This is a genomic window from Amycolatopsis sp. QT-25 (assembly GCF_029369745.1).
In the GTDB taxonomy this organism is placed as follows: Bacteria; Actinomycetota; Actinomycetes; order Mycobacteriales; family Pseudonocardiaceae; genus Amycolatopsis.
This window is the reverse complement of record NZ_CP120210.1, coordinates 5,239,843-5,254,825: the sequence shown is the minus strand read 5'-3', so window position 1 is coordinate 5,254,825 and position 14,983 is coordinate 5,239,843. Positions and strand designations below refer to the sequence as shown.

The 14,983-nt window shown below is 66.0% G+C and carries 16 protein-coding genes; 6 read left to right on the top strand and 10 right to left on the bottom strand.

The annotated features are described in order from the left end of the window. Positions 1-61: 61 nt before the first annotated feature. The 4 genes from P3102_RS24220 to P3102_RS24205 all read right to left on the bottom strand — a co-directional run bounded on the left by P3102_RS24220 (position 62) and on the right by P3102_RS24205 (position 4,875). The gene (locus P3102_RS24220) at positions 62-3,154 is read right to left on the bottom strand and encodes a CBM35 domain-containing protein (RefSeq protein ID WP_276362005.1); all 3,093 of its coding nucleotides are present in this window, start codon (positions 3,152-3,154) and stop codon (positions 62-64) included. A gap of 145 nt (positions 3,155-3,299) precedes the next feature. After that, positions 3,300-3,692: a YchJ family metal-binding protein gene (locus P3102_RS24215; RefSeq protein WP_276362004.1), complete on the bottom strand. Its 393-nt coding sequence runs from the start codon at positions 3,690-3,692 to the stop codon at positions 3,300-3,302. A gap of 13 nt (positions 3,693-3,705) precedes the next feature. Further along, positions 3,706-4,083, bottom strand: a complete 378-nt coding sequence (locus P3102_RS24210; protein WP_276362003.1) for a DUF1801 domain-containing protein — start codon at positions 4,081-4,083, stop codon at positions 3,706-3,708. Positions 4,084-4,350: 267 nt separating this feature from the next. Beyond that, positions 4,351-4,875 carry a UvrD-helicase domain-containing protein gene (locus tag P3102_RS24205; RefSeq protein WP_276362001.1) on the bottom strand — a complete coding sequence of 175 codons (525 nt, stop codon included), beginning with the start codon at positions 4,873-4,875 and terminating at the stop codon, positions 4,351-4,353. Positions 4,876-5,214: 339 nt separating this feature from the next. Here P3102_RS24205 and P3102_RS24200 point away from each other — a divergent pair, with 339 nt between their 5' ends. After that, the gene (locus P3102_RS24200; RefSeq protein WP_276362000.1) at positions 5,215-6,012 is read left to right on the top strand and encodes a DUF1684 domain-containing protein; all 798 of its coding nucleotides are present in this window, start codon (positions 5,215-5,217) and stop codon (positions 6,010-6,012) included. Here the strand turns inward: P3102_RS24200 and P3102_RS24195 are convergent. Both P3102_RS24195 and P3102_RS24190 read right to left on the bottom strand, forming a co-directional pair. After that, positions 5,994-6,989, bottom strand: coding sequence for a BtrH N-terminal domain-containing protein (locus P3102_RS24195; RefSeq protein ID WP_276361999.1), 996 nt, complete (start codon positions 6,987-6,989; stop codon positions 5,994-5,996). The genes P3102_RS24200 and P3102_RS24195 overlap by 19 nt on opposite strands. Continuing rightward, positions 6,986-7,789, bottom strand: coding sequence for a MerR family transcriptional regulator (locus P3102_RS24190; RefSeq protein WP_276361997.1), 804 nt, complete (start codon positions 7,787-7,789; stop codon positions 6,986-6,988). Before P3102_RS24190 ends, P3102_RS24195 begins: the two co-directional genes overlap by 4 nt. Before the next feature lie 320 nt (positions 7,790-8,109). Here P3102_RS24190 and P3102_RS24185 point away from each other — a divergent pair, with 320 nt between their 5' ends. Continuing rightward, complete coding sequence (locus P3102_RS24185) at positions 8,110-8,367, top strand: hypothetical protein (protein WP_276361996.1); 258 nt, start codon at positions 8,110-8,112, stop codon at positions 8,365-8,367. Positions 8,368-8,884: 517 nt separating this feature from the next. Here P3102_RS24185 and P3102_RS24180 read toward each other — a convergent pair. After that, a complete protein-coding gene (locus P3102_RS24180; protein ID WP_276361994.1) occupies positions 8,885-9,052 on the bottom strand; it encodes a hypothetical protein in 168 nt (55 codons plus the stop codon). Between the two features lie 188 nt (positions 9,053-9,240). On the opposite strand from P3102_RS24180, the gene P3102_RS24175 reads away from it, so the two are divergent. From P3102_RS24175 to P3102_RS24165, 3 genes are all read left to right on the top strand, one after another. Continuing rightward, positions 9,241-10,419 (top strand): hypothetical protein, encoded by a 1,179-nt coding sequence (locus P3102_RS24175; RefSeq protein WP_346660143.1) that lies wholly within the window; start codon positions 9,241-9,243, stop codon positions 10,417-10,419. Between the two features lie 422 nt (positions 10,420-10,841). After that, entirely contained in the window at positions 10,842-11,120 is a 279-nt protein-coding gene (locus P3102_RS24170; RefSeq protein WP_276361992.1) for a type II toxin-antitoxin system prevent-host-death family antitoxin, read from the top strand. After that, on the top strand, positions 11,113-11,517 hold the full coding sequence (locus tag P3102_RS24165) for a type II toxin-antitoxin system VapC family toxin (protein WP_276361990.1): 405 nt from the start codon (positions 11,113-11,115) through the stop codon (positions 11,515-11,517). The genes P3102_RS24170 and P3102_RS24165 overlap by 8 nt, the downstream gene beginning before the upstream one ends. Positions 11,518-11,574: 57 nt before the next feature. Here the strand turns inward: P3102_RS24165 and P3102_RS24160 are convergent, their stop codons facing one another. The 3 genes from P3102_RS24160 to P3102_RS24150 form a co-directional block, all read right to left on the bottom strand. Then, positions 11,575-11,934 (bottom strand): hypothetical protein, encoded by a 360-nt coding sequence (locus P3102_RS24160; RefSeq protein WP_276361989.1) that lies wholly within the window; start codon positions 11,932-11,934, stop codon positions 11,575-11,577. 48 nt (positions 11,935-11,982) lie between these two features. Further along, on the bottom strand, positions 11,983-12,177 hold the full coding sequence (locus P3102_RS24155; RefSeq protein ID WP_276361987.1) for a hypothetical protein: 195 nt from the start codon (positions 12,175-12,177) through the stop codon (positions 11,983-11,985). Positions 12,178-12,940: 763 nt separating this feature from the next. Then, complete coding sequence (locus tag P3102_RS24150) at positions 12,941-13,618, bottom strand: MBL fold metallo-hydrolase (RefSeq protein WP_276361986.1); 678 nt, start codon at positions 13,616-13,618, stop codon at positions 12,941-12,943. Between the two features lie 107 nt (positions 13,619-13,725). Between P3102_RS24150 and P3102_RS24145 the strand changes: the two genes are divergently transcribed. Further along, positions 13,726-14,949 (top strand): acyltransferase, encoded by a 1,224-nt coding sequence (locus P3102_RS24145; RefSeq protein WP_276361984.1) that lies wholly within the window; start codon positions 13,726-13,728, stop codon positions 14,947-14,949. Positions 14,950-14,983 lie beyond the last annotated feature (34 nt).

The window sequence follows — 14,983 nt, the reverse complement described above, 5'->3', positions numbered from 1 at the left end:
CCACCCGGATACGGGAAAGGCCCCCTTCGCCGGGCGAAGGGGGCCTCGAGCGACTCCCGGTCTAGAGGGTGATCTTGTCGATGTTGGGACCGCCGTTCGCCGTGGTGGCGACCGCCCTGATCTTGTTCACCCCCGCCGCCAGTGTGACCTTGACGGTTCTGGTCGCCCAGGTGGGCCAGGCCCCGGTGCCGCCGAAGCCGACACCGGACGCGCTGATCGCGCCGTTGACCGAGAAGTCCAGCGGCCGGTTCGCCGTGGTGCCGTTGGCGTACCGGACCACGACGTCGTAGGTGCCCGCCGACGGCACGTCGACCGTCCACTCGACCGAGCTGCCCGCGACGTTGTCGTAGTTGACGAACCCGGTGCCGGTGAACCCGGCGTGGTTGGACTCCACCGCGCCCTGGGCGATCGAAGCGTCCTCGGCCTGGTAGTCGACCGGGTCGCCCGGCCCGGAGCCGTCGGCGGGAACGGTCTGCGTGCCGGTGTTCCAGCCCGAGACCCGCACCGAAGGCTTGGAACCCTTGAGATCGGCGGTGCGGTACTTCGCGGTCAGCGTGGTCGTCTCACCCGGCCACAGGCTGACCGCGTTGTCGTTCCATTCCACCGGGAGCACGGGCTTGCCCGCGGCGTCCACGACCTTCGAGTCGACGTAGAACGCCGGGAGCTTGCCGCCCGAGGTGTTCTTCAACGTCACCGTGGTCGTGGTGGTGCCGTCGCCGCCGGCGACCGACTTCGCCGTCGCGCTGACCGCGGACTGCCCGAGGTTCTTCAGCCCGGACAGATCGGCGTAGGCCGACTGGGGCGTGTAGTACCAGTCGCTACCGGCCCAGTTCAGCGTGTCGGCCTTGGTGGAGAGCCAGTACACGTTCCGGCTGACCTCCTTGCCGGAGGAGTCGGTGAGCACCAGCTTCGCCAGGTAGGTCGTCGAAAGCCCGCTCACCGCCGGGACGGTGACCGCGGTGGCCTTGGCGCCCAGCGCGCCGACCGACAGGCCGGTCTTGGTGTTGCTGTACTTCTCGGTGCCGTCGAGGTTGTACAGCTTCGTGGTCGCCGTCAGCCCGCTCGCCGCGTTCGACGTCTGGTTGATCACCACGACCGAGCGATTGTCGTGCGAGTACTGGATGTGCAGCGGCTCGTTGGCCTTCTTCGCCCCGTAGTAGCCGCCGTTCTGGTCCATGTAGGCGTCGAACAGCTGCCAGTGCAGCGAGGTCCACGGGCTGTTGAGCATCCAGTAGATCAACCCGGTCGACGGGTTGGTCGAATCGGTGTAGTTGCGCGAGTGCGACTCGAACTCCGCGCGGACGTTCTCGTACTGCGCGAGCTGCGCCTTCCGCACGAAGTCGGTCAGGTCGGCCGGCGCGCCGTAGCGCTTGGTGAGCGCGTTGGCGAACAGCTTCAGGTTCGCGAACGTCGTCGACGAAGAGCGGTGGTACTGGGGTGCCGACGGGTCCTTCCACATCGTTTCCAGTTCACTCGCCGACATCATCCGCTTCAACGTGTCCATCGTCGGGATGTCGACGCCCGCGCTGGTCTCGGAGTTGAAGCTCCACGCGCCGCCGCGGTCCTTCTGCGACTTGTCGTACCAGTAGACGGGCGGGACGTAGTCGTACGGGCCGTTCATCTTCATGCCGGAAGCGCCCGTGATGGGGGACGGCCTCTTCGACGCCGACGGGATCACCGGCAGGGTGAAGTCGGCGGCCTTTATCGCGTCGAGGTAGCCCTGCTCGATCCGCCGGTCCGGCGCGAAGTCGCTGCCGATGTGGAACGAGATGACGCTCGGGTGGTCACGCAGGCGCTCGGCCTCGGAGAACATCGACGCCTTGGCGATCGGGTAGTCCGACTCGACCCACGGCTCGCCCTTTTCCTCGCCGTTGACGTGCCCTTCCCACTTGTCGCAGCATTCCCAGCCCGGCATGGTCAGCACGCCGAGGTCGTCGGCGAGGTCGAAGAACTCGTCCGGCTCGATGTGGCCTTCCAGCCGGACCGTGTTGAGGCCGAGGTTCAGCACGTACTTGAGCTTGTCGGCCGCCGCGGTCTCGTTCCAGCGAAGGAACAGGTCCGGCGTGTAGCCACCGCCGCGGATCAGCAGCGGTTTGCCGTTGACGCTGTACTGCCGTCCGCCGCTGGAGTTCAGCGGCGCCTTGACGTCACGGACGCCGAACTTCGATTTCGAGGTGTCCGACGGCGTGCCGCCGACACTCGCGGTCAGATCGAGTTCGTACCGGTGCTGGCCGCCCATCCCGGCGGGCCACCAGAGGTTCGGCTTGTCGAGGCCGACCACGCCGAAGGTGACCGTCTTGCGTTCCTTGGCGGCCAGCGAGACCGTCTGGGTGATCGGCTTGCCCGCGACCGTGCCGGCGACGGTGGCCTGCACCGCGGTCGCCGAGTCGTTGCGGACGTCGGCCTTCACCGTGAGGTCGGCGTGGTCGAGCGAGGAGTTCAGCTTCTGGACCACGTGGGCGCTGCGCAGCGCGACCGGGCCGCCGCGGCGGACGAGGACGTCGCGCACGATGCCCATGTTCTGGTCCGGCGGGGTCTGCGCCCAGTCGATCCAGCCCATCGAGAGGTCGTTGTTGGGGTCGTTGGGATAGACCTTGAACGCGACGCTGTTGCCGCCCTGGCGCACGTGCGCGGTGATGTCCAGGTCGTGGCGGGTGTAGGCGCCGTTGACCTGGTCCTTCGTCGCGATCCTGGTGCCGTTGACCCAGACGTCGGCCTTGGAGAGCACACCGCTGAAGTCGAGGTAAGTGCGCTTCGAGGTGTCCGGGACGGTCAGGTCCGCGCGGTACCACCACGGCACGGCGAACTGCGCCGTCGGGACGTTCTTCATGTTCGTCGAGTAGAACGGGTCGGCGTACTTGCCGTTCTGCAGCAATCCGGCGTAGACCGTCGAGCGTGAGGACACCGGGTACCAGCCGGTGGCGGGGAATCCCGGCTTCGAGACCGCCGAGTCGTCGCTGACCTGTGCCGAGGACTGGATCGCGTAGCCGGGGATCGGGGTGGCCTCGCCCGCGGCGGCGCCGACGGACAGCGGCACGGCGACCTCCGCGCCGGTGGCGGCGGGAGCGGTGGTCACCCCGCAGACCGCGGCGGCCAGCGCGGTGACGGTCATGGCCAGTAAGGGGATCCGGGTTCTCTTCTGCCGAAAACTCACGAGCGCGCCTCCTTGGGCACACGGCGGCGGACCTTGGCGAAATCGTTAAGAAAGTTCCCTAACAATGTGGGGAGATAGTAGCCGCCACACCACGCCGGGAACAGACCCTCGCGCCGGATTTGTCAGCGCTCGCCGGTGCGTTCGCTCAGTCTGCGGACGCCACGTAGATCCATTGCCCGTCGATGCGGACGAAGCGGCTGTTCTCGTGCATGCTGCCGGGCCGGCGATCCTGCCGGTAGTGGGCCCGGAACTCCACGGTGCCCTCGATCTCCAGTAGTCCGCCGCCGGTCTTGCCGAGAATCTCCAGGAACGTCCAGCGCTGTCCCGGATCGAGTGCGAGCCCGGCGGGCCGGGTCTTCGGATGCCAGGTCTTCGTGAGGTACGCGGTGTCGCCGACGGCGAACGCGCTGAACCGCGACCGCATCAGGAGTTCGGCGGTGGGTGCGGTCGCTGCTCCCCGGTGGAAGCGGCCGCAGCAAACGCCGTAGGGCTCGCCCAGGCCGCACGGGCAGCGGGAATCGTCGGTGAGCGCAGACATGACGCCGATTGTGTCATCGCGCCACCGCGGTGATTTCGAGGTCTCGCGCCTGCTTGAGCCAGCCGGCGAACAGGTCGGCGTCGATGTCCTCGACGGAACGCAGCTTGACGTGCGCCATCTCCCGGGCGCTCACCTCCAGCCTGCCGGACTCGTCGTCGACGAGCTGCCCCTTCCACAGGGCGAAGGTGACGTACGACGAGTACGCCTTCATCAGACAGACGAGCTTCTTGCCGGCGGCTTCGCCCGCGCTCCAGGTCGGGGAGGCGTGATACATCGCCTCGACGGAACCCGGCAGCGCGGCGTTGACGATCGGGCGCAGCGTGGTGGCGACTTCCCGCAGGTTCTCGGGCAGGGCGGCGATGTAGTCGTCGACGGTCGCGAACTTGGCCATGACTGGTTCTCCCTCGGTCGGTGTGCTGCGTCCAGTCAACCGCCCGAAGGTTCGAGTTGTCAAGACAAAAAAATTAGTCGGTGGGCCGAGAGGTTCGAATTTGCGATGTCAAAGCTTCACGAGCTTGGCTTTCGGTGGCGCGGGTAACCGGCGCCGGTCAAGGCCTGCGTCGCCGGATCGCCGCTGCTGGGCGGCAGGTCGTTCATGGGTCAGTGGCCGTGCCGTCGCATCCATGGTGGACTGCAACAGAACTCGCACGGTTCGGGCTCACCCGGCGCCACGGAACCCCAGGCGAGCCGGGTGACGTCGTGGACGTTCATCCTCTGCCGATGTGCGCGTCCCTGGCCCTTCCGCAGCCAAGTGCAGTCCGGATCGTTGTGGTACGCGTTTCCGCCGGAGGTCCGGTAGCCGTGGAAAAGGACGTTCGGATACCGGCGTCGGACAGCCGCCGGGGTACACCTGCTGCTGACCGTCGCCGACCAGCAAAAGTCTGTTCGGGCCGTCGCCGGCCAGGTCACGCAGCAGGCGCAGGCCGCACAGGGGGATGTCCTGTACCTCGTCGACGACGACCCCCGCGTACGGCGTTTCGAGCGGCCGTGCCCCGAGTTCGGCACGGCCGAGTTCGATCAGGTCGTTGTAGTCGTGCACGTCCCGTTCCGCCAGTCTCCGCTGGTAGTGCTCGTACCGGGCCCAGACCTGTGCTTTCCGGCTCGCGTCGAGCCGGAGGACACGGCCGCGTCGCGGCACCGCGACATAGTCGCCGAGCGTCGTGATCCCCCTGCCCTTGATCACGCGGTCCAATTCCGTGCGCCACCCAGTATGGACGCCGCGCAAAGAAAGCGCGCTGCAACTAGTCGCCTGAATGCGGCAATCGGGCGAGGCAATTAGTCACCTGAATGCGGCTCGCGTACGAAAGCGAGCAGGAACCTTACGCCCAGCTGATTTGGGTCGACGACGAGACGTGGCTCGACGTCGTGGTGGCCTTTGTCCGAGGACTTCCTCGCCTCGATCAGTAGGTCGGTCTCTGCCGAGGAGGCACTATCGGTCCTGGTCCACATGCCGGGACGGGAAATATCGCCGCCGTCGAGCCGTTGACCCGGGAAACGAGCAAGGTCACGGAAGGGATCGGCGATGAGCACAAGCCCGGACACGTTCACGCGGGACTGGCAAAGCTGGAAGACCCAGCGTGAGCGCGATCTCGCCGACCCGCTCGGCTGGCTCGCTCTGGTCTCGCTCGACTGGCTCGACGACAAGCCGCGCGCGTACGAGGGGCTGCCCGGCGTGTGGTGGCAGGACGCCGACGCGGCGTACCTCGACCCGCAGGGCGCGGATCTGTCGTACGACGGCGAACGGGTCACCGGAGTTCGTCGCTTCGAGCTGGTCAACAGTGGCGCGACCACCCGGATCGTCGCCGGCGACATCGAGATCGAGGTCGCACGGCGCGGCGGATATCTGATCCGGACGCATGACCCGAAGGCGCCGGTGTTGACCGCTTTCCGCGGTGTGCCGGCCTACGAGCCGGACGCGGCCTGGGTGCTGTCCGGGACTTTCGAGCCCTTCGACGAGCCACGGCCGACCACGGTCGGCGCGGTCGTCGAAGGCCTCAGCCACGTCTATGTCTCTCCGGGCATCGTGCGTTTCGAGCACGACGGCGTGGAGCACACGCTCACCGCGTTCAACGGCAAGAAGGACGGCCTGCTCATCCTGTTCACCGATGCCACGAGCGGAGTCACCACTTACGCGGCGAACCGGTCGCTCGCGGTGCCGCCGCCCGCCGAGAACGGAACCGTCATCCTCGACTTCACCCGCGCGACGAATCTGCCGTGTGCCTTCACCGACTTCGCCACCTGCCCGCTACCGCCGGCGGGCAACGATCTCCCGTTCGCGGTGGAAGCGGGGGAGAAGCTGCCTTACGAGCGGCAGGGCTGAACCTTCGCGAGCGCCGTCATCGCTTCCTGTTCGCACCGAGCCAGCTCGGACAGGACGACGGACGCGTCGGACAGGTACCGGGCGTCACCGGTTTCCCCCGCCCGTGTGAACAAGTGCGCGACTTCGGTCCACAGTGGAGCGATTTCGCCATACTTCTCATGTGCGGTGCGGAGACCGATGTCGTCGACGAGGGCCATGCATTCTTCGAGGAACTCGCGGTAGATCCGGCGGAAGAGTGCGCCACCGGTTCCTGCCCGTTCCATCAGGGCGGCGAGTCGTGGCAGGTCGCGTGCCGGATCGCTGCTGCGGTCCAGCCACTTCCGCACCTGGACGGCGGCCTTGCCGATCCCGCGGTACCCGAGATTTCCGATGGGCGGATCGAGGAATTCCGCCGCGTTGGCCCGCACTGCCGCCCGGATGACATCCGGAAGCGACTTAAGAGGCACCTGCGCGCGAAGAGTGAACGAGCGGTTCTTCGCCGTCATAGGGCCTTTCTGCCCACGGGCACGTTCGAGACTCTCCAGTGAGGTCGACACGGCGCCACCCTGCTGTGCCGTGTCGACAAGGAAGGCGGTTCCCTTGTCGTAGCCGTACAAGGCAGTAAAGTGCCCGCCGAAGTGGACCTTCGACGTGAAGTACTCCAGGTGGTAAGAATCGAGTTGAAGACCGACAGGAAAACCGGCCTCGATCTCCTCCGCCGCGTTCTGCCACGCCGTTCGCGCCGACGTCGTTTCCTTGGCCCGCAGGGTAATCCCGAGACGGTCGCTCAGCTTCCGGGTGATCTCGAAAGGTTTGCTGCGCCCTCCGAGGAAAGGGAACGGCAGGTTCTTCCCGTCCCAGTAGATGAAGCCGAGGCCTTCGCCGAGTCCGAACAGCATCGGTTCGGACAGTTCGATCCCGGCGTGCCGCAGGAGGATGCGGAGAGTGCTGGTCTCGCAGTGCTCTCCACCCGCGGTGTCGATGCCGTCGAGAATCACGAGAGCACCGGCCAGGCGATCTCGGTGCGGTAGGACTCGGGCGCGACCGATGGCCCGGGTGCCACGAGGTACAACTCCTCGGCGGGCCCGGCCGGGGCGAGGTCGCGTTCGGCGATCCAACGGCCAAGTGATCGATACGCGGTCTCGACGTCCTCGTAGCCACCCTCGTGGATCGTCGCGACGAGCAGGCCACCGGGAAGCTCGCCCGCGCCGATCTCGCCTTCGTCCCGCACCGGCCCGTCCACCGGGACGAACAGTTCGACGGTCAACTCATCGGGATCGTCGGTGAGGTAGCGGGTCCCCGTCGGGCCGGACGGCGCGATTCCTTGCGCGTCGAGCGCCGCGAACAGCCGCCCGTACGCGGGGCCGATCAGTTCGGCCAGGCGGCCCAGCGGTGTCCGGATCGACAGGCGGCCGATCGGCTGTGGTGTGCGCACGCGTTCGTAGACGTGCAGCCACCGTGTCGGTTCGGCGAGCACGGAATCGAGCCTGCCGCTGATCGCCGCGAGTTCCGCGGCCCGCGCGGCCACCCGGCCGTGATGCCGTTCGATCGCGGCCCGCACCTCGTCCGGCGAACCCGCGTCGAGGATTTCGGCGATCTCCGCCAGCGGAACCTCCAGCTCCCGCAGCCGCCGGATCAGGCCCGCGCGGGCGAACTGGTCGAGCGAATACCGGCGGTACCCGGTGCTCGGATCGATCTCGGCGGGCACCAGCAACCCGATCCGGTCGTAATTCCGCAGCGCGCGGACCGACAGCCTCGTGGCGTGCGCGAACACCCCGATCGGCATCAAGGTCGTCATGGGGACAGCCTGAACCCTCTCCCGGGGAGAGGGTCAAGCCGGTACCTCAGTCGTGAGCCGGGTGTTGTCGCCCGCTCCGTCGACCTTCACTTCGATCGGTGTGCCACCGGTGACCGTGACGGAGTACGAGCGAGGCCGTTAATGGTAGTGTCGATGTACAGGGTGTAGCGGCCGGTGCCGGGGCACGGTGACGTCGTCGAACCGCACGGAGGAGTCCTGGTCGCCGCCGATGTTGCGGACCTTCTGCCCGTCCGAGCACAACTCCGCAGTTCGGGACGCCCGCGCCACCGACATCGTTCGCCGAGTCTTCGGCCTCCCGCATGAAGACCCGGTCCGCGGGCCGTGGGCTCACCCGCACCGGTTCGCTCACCGTTTTCACGCGTCCGAGCAGGTCGAACGACGCGGTGACCGGTGACCGGAAGGTCGGCCGCGGTGGCACCTTCGGGGAAACCAGGGTCCAGGAGGCCGCGAGTTCGTCCCTGACCCGCATGGACGCCGCACTGGCCGGAGCATCCTGCAGCGTCCAGCCCGCCGGGACGACCGGCGTCATGGTGACGTTCACGGGTGCTCGCTCGTGATCGAAGACGACCCGGTTCGGCGATGTCAAGGTGAACACGGTGACCGGTGTCCTCGACCGGACGCCGAGGCCGATCGACAAGGTGCCTTGGTGGTCGCCCGTGACCGCCATGACGGTACGCAGGCGCGCGGCCGGAACTTCTGCGGCCCGGGCTAGGTCGGTCCCCGGCGTCGTGGTGCGGCAGCCGGAGTCACGGAGACCGCGGTGAAGAATTCTCCGGCCAGCCAAACGATTTCGTCCGATCCGTCGGCGATCGGCTCGTCACGGATACCGGTGCGGCCGCGGCGACGGCACAGATCAGCATCGAGCCGGTGGCAGCGAGTGCGCGTCGAGCAGGTCGTATTCTTCGCGTTGTTCTTATCGATCACGGAATAGGGGTAAACGGATTCTGACGCGCTTTTGCGGAAGAAGTCGCCCGGCCGACATCTGCCGTGCAGTGCCCTGGAAAGAGTAGGCCCAACCGGAACTCCGCCGGTGAGGGACGTGGCCGTACTGCGGAGATGTGGCCCACTTCGGGGCTAGCGGCGGATTCCGCTCAAATAGAGCACGGTGACCGCGGTTACCGTGCCGAGAGTCGTCGCCATCAAGGATCCGGTGATCAAATAGAGTCCGCCCACTCCCGCCAAGGTCGTCTTGATCAGCTTTATGGTTCCCCTGTGCTCCTTGTCGGAGGCGTCTTTGCCCATTGTCGAACCCTTCGCATATGGTGTACTAGTACACCGTAGGGTGCAATGACCGGCGAAAGCCTTCGCCGGTTCTGATCTTTCCCGGTCAGGAGGAGTTTCTTGTCGTCGAGGGCGGGCTCTCCGATCGCCGGCCGTTGCCCTGCCGTGCAGCGAATTGTCGATCATCGCCACGAATGGTGGAGGACGTCGTGACTGTTCAGGTGGAGGGGGAGCGGGTTTCCTGTTCGGTGGCCGCGGTCGAAGGCGCTCTGCGCTGGCTCGCGGTCCGTAAGGACGGAAGACCGCTCAGGTTCCTGCGGTACGCGATCGAAGACCCGGCGAGTGAGTCGGCCACCGTCCTCGGCTGCTTGGTCCGGCCGACGGACTCGATGACCACGGCGCCTCCGGAAGTACGGGCGCTCGCGGTCTGGGGGCTGATCCTCGACGAGATCGAAAAGATCGGCTCGGCGAGCGAGTCTCGCCGCCGTAACACGTTGAACGCCGCGTTCCGGCTGGGGCCGGTGGAATGGAAGTCGACGCTCGACGACCGTTTCGGCCAGTTGAAGGAGCTGCCCGGCGTGTTCGGAGATCCACCACCGAGCACGACGACCCCCATGCACAAGGCTTGGCGACGCGCGGTGAGCGACAAGCTCGCGCCCTGTCTGGCCAGGGATCTGGAAACCATCGAGGGAGAAGCGTGGCAGTCCTATGTCGAGATCGCCCGGGCCGCGGACGCTTCTCCAAGAACCCGGGCGTCCGGCGGCAGGGTGCCCTCGGACGGAGCACAGCCCGTCTTCGTGGAACGCTTGCTGGTGGCCGTGGAAATGCGGCACAGAACGGCATCTCGCCGGCTGACGGTGCGAAACGTCGTCGCCAAGGACAATGGCGTCGACGGCTATAGGGCCTGGGCTCTGACCGGGGAGGCCGGTGCTCTCGCGGCGATTCCCATCAAAGCCGTCTTCGGTTGCCGCGTCGAGACTTCGCCGGGGGCCCAACCAGGAGACCCGTTGATCGTGAACCTGCGCTTCCCGAAACCGCTGCGCGAAGGCGAGCAGCACGAGTTCATTTCCCTCGCGTGCGATGACGACCTTGATGCGGAGCGAAGATGGATCGATGTCGCCGTCGACCACCACGGGATCGCTCCGGGGGTGGTCGACGGTAACGGCAGGGTGACCGGAGGACTGAGTATCAGCATCACCTTCGACGATTGCGTTCCGGAGGCCTGCTGGTGGTACGCGGAACAAACCGAATACGAGCGGATGGTCCGGCCGCCCGCCGGTGACCGGCATCTGCTCGAGATCCGGCGAGGCGTCGTCGAGCACACGTTCTTGGCTCCGTGTCATCCGCGAGAGTCATATGGCATCGCTTTTCGCTGGCCGCGACCCTGACGGAGCGAAGCCACATCGGGTGTCGACATGGCCCGCTTCGTCACCGGCGGCTAGTTGCCGGTGTTACCTCCGCCTTTGCCGTCGTCGCCATGAATCGCCATCGAGAACCTCCTTGATCAATAGGTGCGAACGCGATGAAACTACACACAGTGACCGTAACTGGAGGTAGCGGGTCATGTCATTTGAGTAATCCGGCTTCGCTATCCTAGGTGTTCTCGGTGGACCTCGGCCGCCTGGGCCCTGCGGTCCTGATGGGTGGACGTCGCCCTGCGAGGGGGGAGCAGTCAGTGGTGACCCAGGCGAGTCTCGTCCGGAAATCGGCGAAGATCCAAGATCGTCTTCCTCGCACCACCGGAACAACTCGTCGGCGAAATGCAGAGTCAGATGTAGCCCTGTGTGCTACGGCTGGCTGCACTTGGCCCGTGAAGGTGATCACCCAGCGCGAGTTTCGGAACAACTCCGCAGCCGTTATGGACGCTGTGGAGGCCGGCGAGGTCTACCACGTCACTCGCAACGGTGTCGAGGTGGCTGAGCTGCGGCCGATACCTCGTAGGCGGCGTCTGACCGCTGAGGAGCTGGTCCAACGGCATCAAGGGTTGCCGAAGGTCGAAGCGGCTCAGATGCGGCTGGAAGCCGATGAGTTCTTCGGCACTGAGGACCGTGTGGGCTCAGACGACGCGTGGGAGCATGGTCGTGGCTGAGCGGGACGAGGCAGGTGTGCTCGACACCCGCACTTACATCGATCTTGGTCTGCTCGACTCTGCGACGCTGCCCAAGATCCCGGAGCTCACCGCTGTCACTATGGCTGAGCTTCATCAAGGGGTGGCGATGGCGAAGGATCCCGCGGTCCGCGCGGCGCGCACTGAGAAGCTGGGTGCTGCGATCGTCGACTTCGCCCCGCTTCCGTTCGACGGTGATGCCGCTGCCCGGTACGGGACGCTGGTCGCGCTGGTCCTCGCGGCGAAGCGGGATTCACGACCTCGGCGAATGGATCTGATGATCGCCGCTATCGCGTCGTCACGAGGGCTGCCGTTGTATACCCGGAATGAAGACGACTTCAAGGGCTTGGGCGGCATTGTCGAGGTCGTCGGCATCTGAGCGGCGTTGACCTGATCCTCCGATCTGGCGTCGTGGGTCGTGGGTCGTGCTGTTTTTTTACCGTGCGATCTCCTGTCGGAAGCTCAGTGAGAAGATCGACCCGTCGGTCGTGGCCGAGTAAAATTCGTTTGAGTCGTCCAGTTCCGCGTGATCTTCACGGTCAGGCAATTTCTTGGCGTATAGATACTCGGCCTGGGGTAATTGTTCGGCGAATGTGACCTGAGCGCCGATGACACGTTCGGCTTCGCCCTGGCTGAGGTTCAAGTCGACAGGTTTGCTGATCGCATGCCTGACAGTGATCTGCCTGCCCGCGAAACCGAACGTAACGCTGGTGCCGACGGCGGCTCCGAAGGGTGTATCAAAATGCTCGCGGTCTCGTGGGCGACGAATGAGCCGGGCGCGCATGACGTCGGGCATCCAGTGTTCGAGCGCGTCGAAGTTACTGCCAAAGTCGGCGAGCGTTGCTCACGATGCGTTCAATGCGGCGTTTATGAGCCTGGATGATGGCAGGTCTTTGATGTCTTCTCCTGGTCGAAAGTGACGAGCCTCGTTTATCGTGGCCAGGTCCACTTCGTGGATGGGCTCGTTCTCGTCGGCGGGATCGATCGCGAGGTACGAAAGCGCATCGTTGGAGGCGACTGTGGAAATGGTGAGGCCCACGGGAATTTTCCCGTTGACGGTGATGCCGTCGATTTGCCGGACAGCTTTTAGAGCTGTTTTAGAGCTGTTTTATTGCTGTACCAGGATTTTTGGTCCCCTTGCATTCGAGCGCGGATCCGATACTTCCCGCGAGCTTGGGGATCGGCTGCGATAAGGAGATGGCCGGGGCGATTTTTTCCGATTTTCCGTACTGGACGCCATGCTCCTCCGGCGAAAACATGGCGATCGTCTAATGCTACATCCACGTCGACGATGCTGACGGGGGCGCGGCCTGCTCCTGTCCAGGCGAACCATCGGCGAGCCAGGAGACCACCGAACGCGATCCCTATCTCTTCGGACGTCACGCGTCGCGGGTTGCCTACAATGCGGCAAGCCGCGCCGCTTACGTTGAGTCGTCGTGATTGAGATTTATCGCTGGCGACATCGAAGAAAGCCCAAATAGCGGAGAAGTCCCCATTGTGTGTACATGTCGAGCACATCGTCTTGGTAGCGAGGCGCTGTCGCATAAACGAGTTGGTGTAGTGCATCGACCGGTCGAAGCACTACACCTCCTTGCAGGCTACCGGCCGGCGACAGAGTCTTGCCGGGGTTGACGAAGCCTGGCGCGTTCATGACGCGGTGGATGAGTCCGTGACTGCTTTCTCCGCGCAAGTAGGAGTACGAACCGACGACCTTCCGCGCCTGATCAAGATCCACGCTTCAGTGTCTCAGCCCGCGAGGGATCCAGCTAGTTCGCAAACCCCGTTCAGGAACGTTGGTCAGTTCACCAGCCGCGTTCGCGCCACTCCGCGACGTGCGGACGCTGCTCACCCAGCGTCGAGTCGTCCCCGTGTCCCGGATAGAACCACGTCTCGTCCGGCAGTTCGCCGAAGATGCGTGCTTCCAGGTCGTCCAACAGGCTGGCGAACTCCTCCGGACTTGTTGTCCGCCCAGGACCGCCGGGGAAGAGCGAGTCGCCGGTGAACAGGTGCGGGGGCCCGGCCGGGTCGCGGTACAGCAGCGCGATGGAGCCGGGGGTGTGGCCCCGCAGATGGATCACCTCGAGGCTGACCTGCCCGACCTTGACCGTGTCGCCGTGTTCGACGAGGAAGTCCGGCGGGATCGGCAGCGGCTCGGCGTCCAGCGGGTGGGCGGCGGTGTTCGCGCCGTTCGCGCCGGCGACGGCGCCGAGGGCCTGCCAGTGGTCCTGGTGCCGGTGGGTGGTCACGACCGTCTTCAGCGCGGGCCGGTCGGGGCCGTGGCCGATGAGGTCGGAGATCCTTTCCGGGTCGTTCGCGGCGTCGATCAGCAGCGCCTCGTTCTCGGCGCGGCACACGAGCAGATACGCGTTGTTGTCCATCGGGCCGACCGACAGCTTGGTGATGGTGAGCGCGTCCAGGGTACGGCGGGCGGCGTCGCCGCCGGGGTCGACGTGCCCGGTGTAGGTCTCGACGATGTTCACACCGCACACGGTAGTCGTTCGCCTGCAATCGGTTCCACCCGCACAGGCGACGCACAGGGGCGGGACGTAGGCTCCCGTTGCCCCGCCAGCCGAACCACAGGACGCTCGTGCCCGACGCCTCGCCACGCGCCCCGCGCAAGATCAGCTGGGACGTCCTTCGCGTCGTCGCCGTCTTCGCGGTCATGCTCGGGCACATCACCCATCAGGGTGCACTTCTGCATCCGGAACTGGTGGGGTACCCCTTTCAGGTGACCGCACAGTTCGGTGCGGCCATCCTTTTGGTGATTTCCGCGTTCTTCGTCTGCGCGAGCCTCCGGAAGGGGCGGCCCGGGCGGTGGCTGTGGAACCGCGTGGCGCGGCTGGTACCCGCGTACCTGGTGGCGGTGGTCGTCACCTATGTCGTCGCGCGGTACGCGACGATCCGGTTCAGCGGTCTTCCGTTCCCGCCGGGCCTCACCGGATTCCTGTTCGGCGTTCCGCCCGGCCCGCCGTCCGATCCGTCGCCCTGGTACGTCCCCACCGGCGCCGATCTGCTCGCCAACCTGGGCATGGTCCAGGAATGGGGCTGGCGGTACGAACTCTTCTACTACCTCGACGGCGCTTATTGGACACTGCCGGTCCAGCTCGTCGCGTTCACCGTCGCGGCCCTGCTGTGGCCACGCCGGTGGCGCACCCATCGGCTCACCGTCGGGCTGCTGTGGGCGCTGATCCTGGTCCCGCTGGTCCTCCGGTTCGTCGTGTTCGACCCGGCTTCCACGCCGAAGCTCGTCGATACCTTCTACTACGGCCTCGGCCTGCATCGCGTCCATGTGTTCGCGATCGGGATCGCGATCTGGCTGTGGGCGAAACGACGGCTCGCGCACTGGCATCTGGCGCTGTTCGTGCTCGCCGCCTGCGCGGCGCAGGATCTGCAGGTCTTCCCGTTCCACCAGACCCTGCCGAACGATCCCGAGCGCTGGCCGTCGACCGTGGGGTTCGCCATCATGCTGCTGCTGGTGTGCCTGGCCGCGCGCGGGCCGGACTGGCGGTTCCCCGGTCTGTCCAGGATCGCCCCGGCTGTCACCTGGCTCGCGGGCATCTCGTATGGTCTTTATCTGGTGCACCAGGAACTCGGTTACATCCTGGCCCGTGCCCTGCTGAACGTCGGTGTCCCCGGCTGGCTGCGTCTCCCCATCGTGCTGGCCGCCGCCGTGGTCGGGGGCTGGGCGATCACCGCGGGCGTGGAACGACCGGTCCACCGGTGGTTCACCGCTCGCCGGAATCGACCCGATAAGCCGGGAAAACCGCAGGTCAAAGACTCGGAAACAGTTTCTGTCGGTGGTGCCTCGTAGCATGGAGGAGGCCGCCCGTGCAGCTATCGACCGG

Coding starts and splice junctions, on each gene's coding strand:
- P3102_RS24215 (WP_276362004.1), bottom strand. CDS start 3,692: ATGTCTGCGCTCACCGACGATTCCCGCTGCCCGTGCGGCCTGGGCGAG.
- P3102_RS24210 (WP_276362003.1), bottom strand. CDS start 4,083: ATGGCCAAGTTCGCGACCGTCGACGACTACATCGCCGCCCTGCCCGAG.
- P3102_RS24200 (WP_276362000.1), top strand. CDS start 5,215: ATGAGCACAAGCCCGGACACGTTCACGCGGGACTGGCAAAGCTGGAAG.
- P3102_RS24190 (WP_276361997.1), bottom strand. CDS start 7,789: ATGACGACCTTGATGCCGATCGGGGTGTTCGCGCACGCCACGAGGCTG.
- P3102_RS24185 (WP_276361996.1), top strand. CDS start 8,110: ATGAAGACCCGGTCCGCGGGCCGTGGGCTCACCCGCACCGGTTCGCTC.
- P3102_RS24180 (WP_276361994.1), bottom strand. CDS start 9,052: ATGGGCAAAGACGCCTCCGACAAGGAGCACAGGGGAACCATAAAGCTG.
- P3102_RS24160 (WP_276361989.1), bottom strand. CDS start 11,934: ATGCCCGACGTCATGCGCGCCCGGCTCATTCGTCGCCCACGAGACCGC.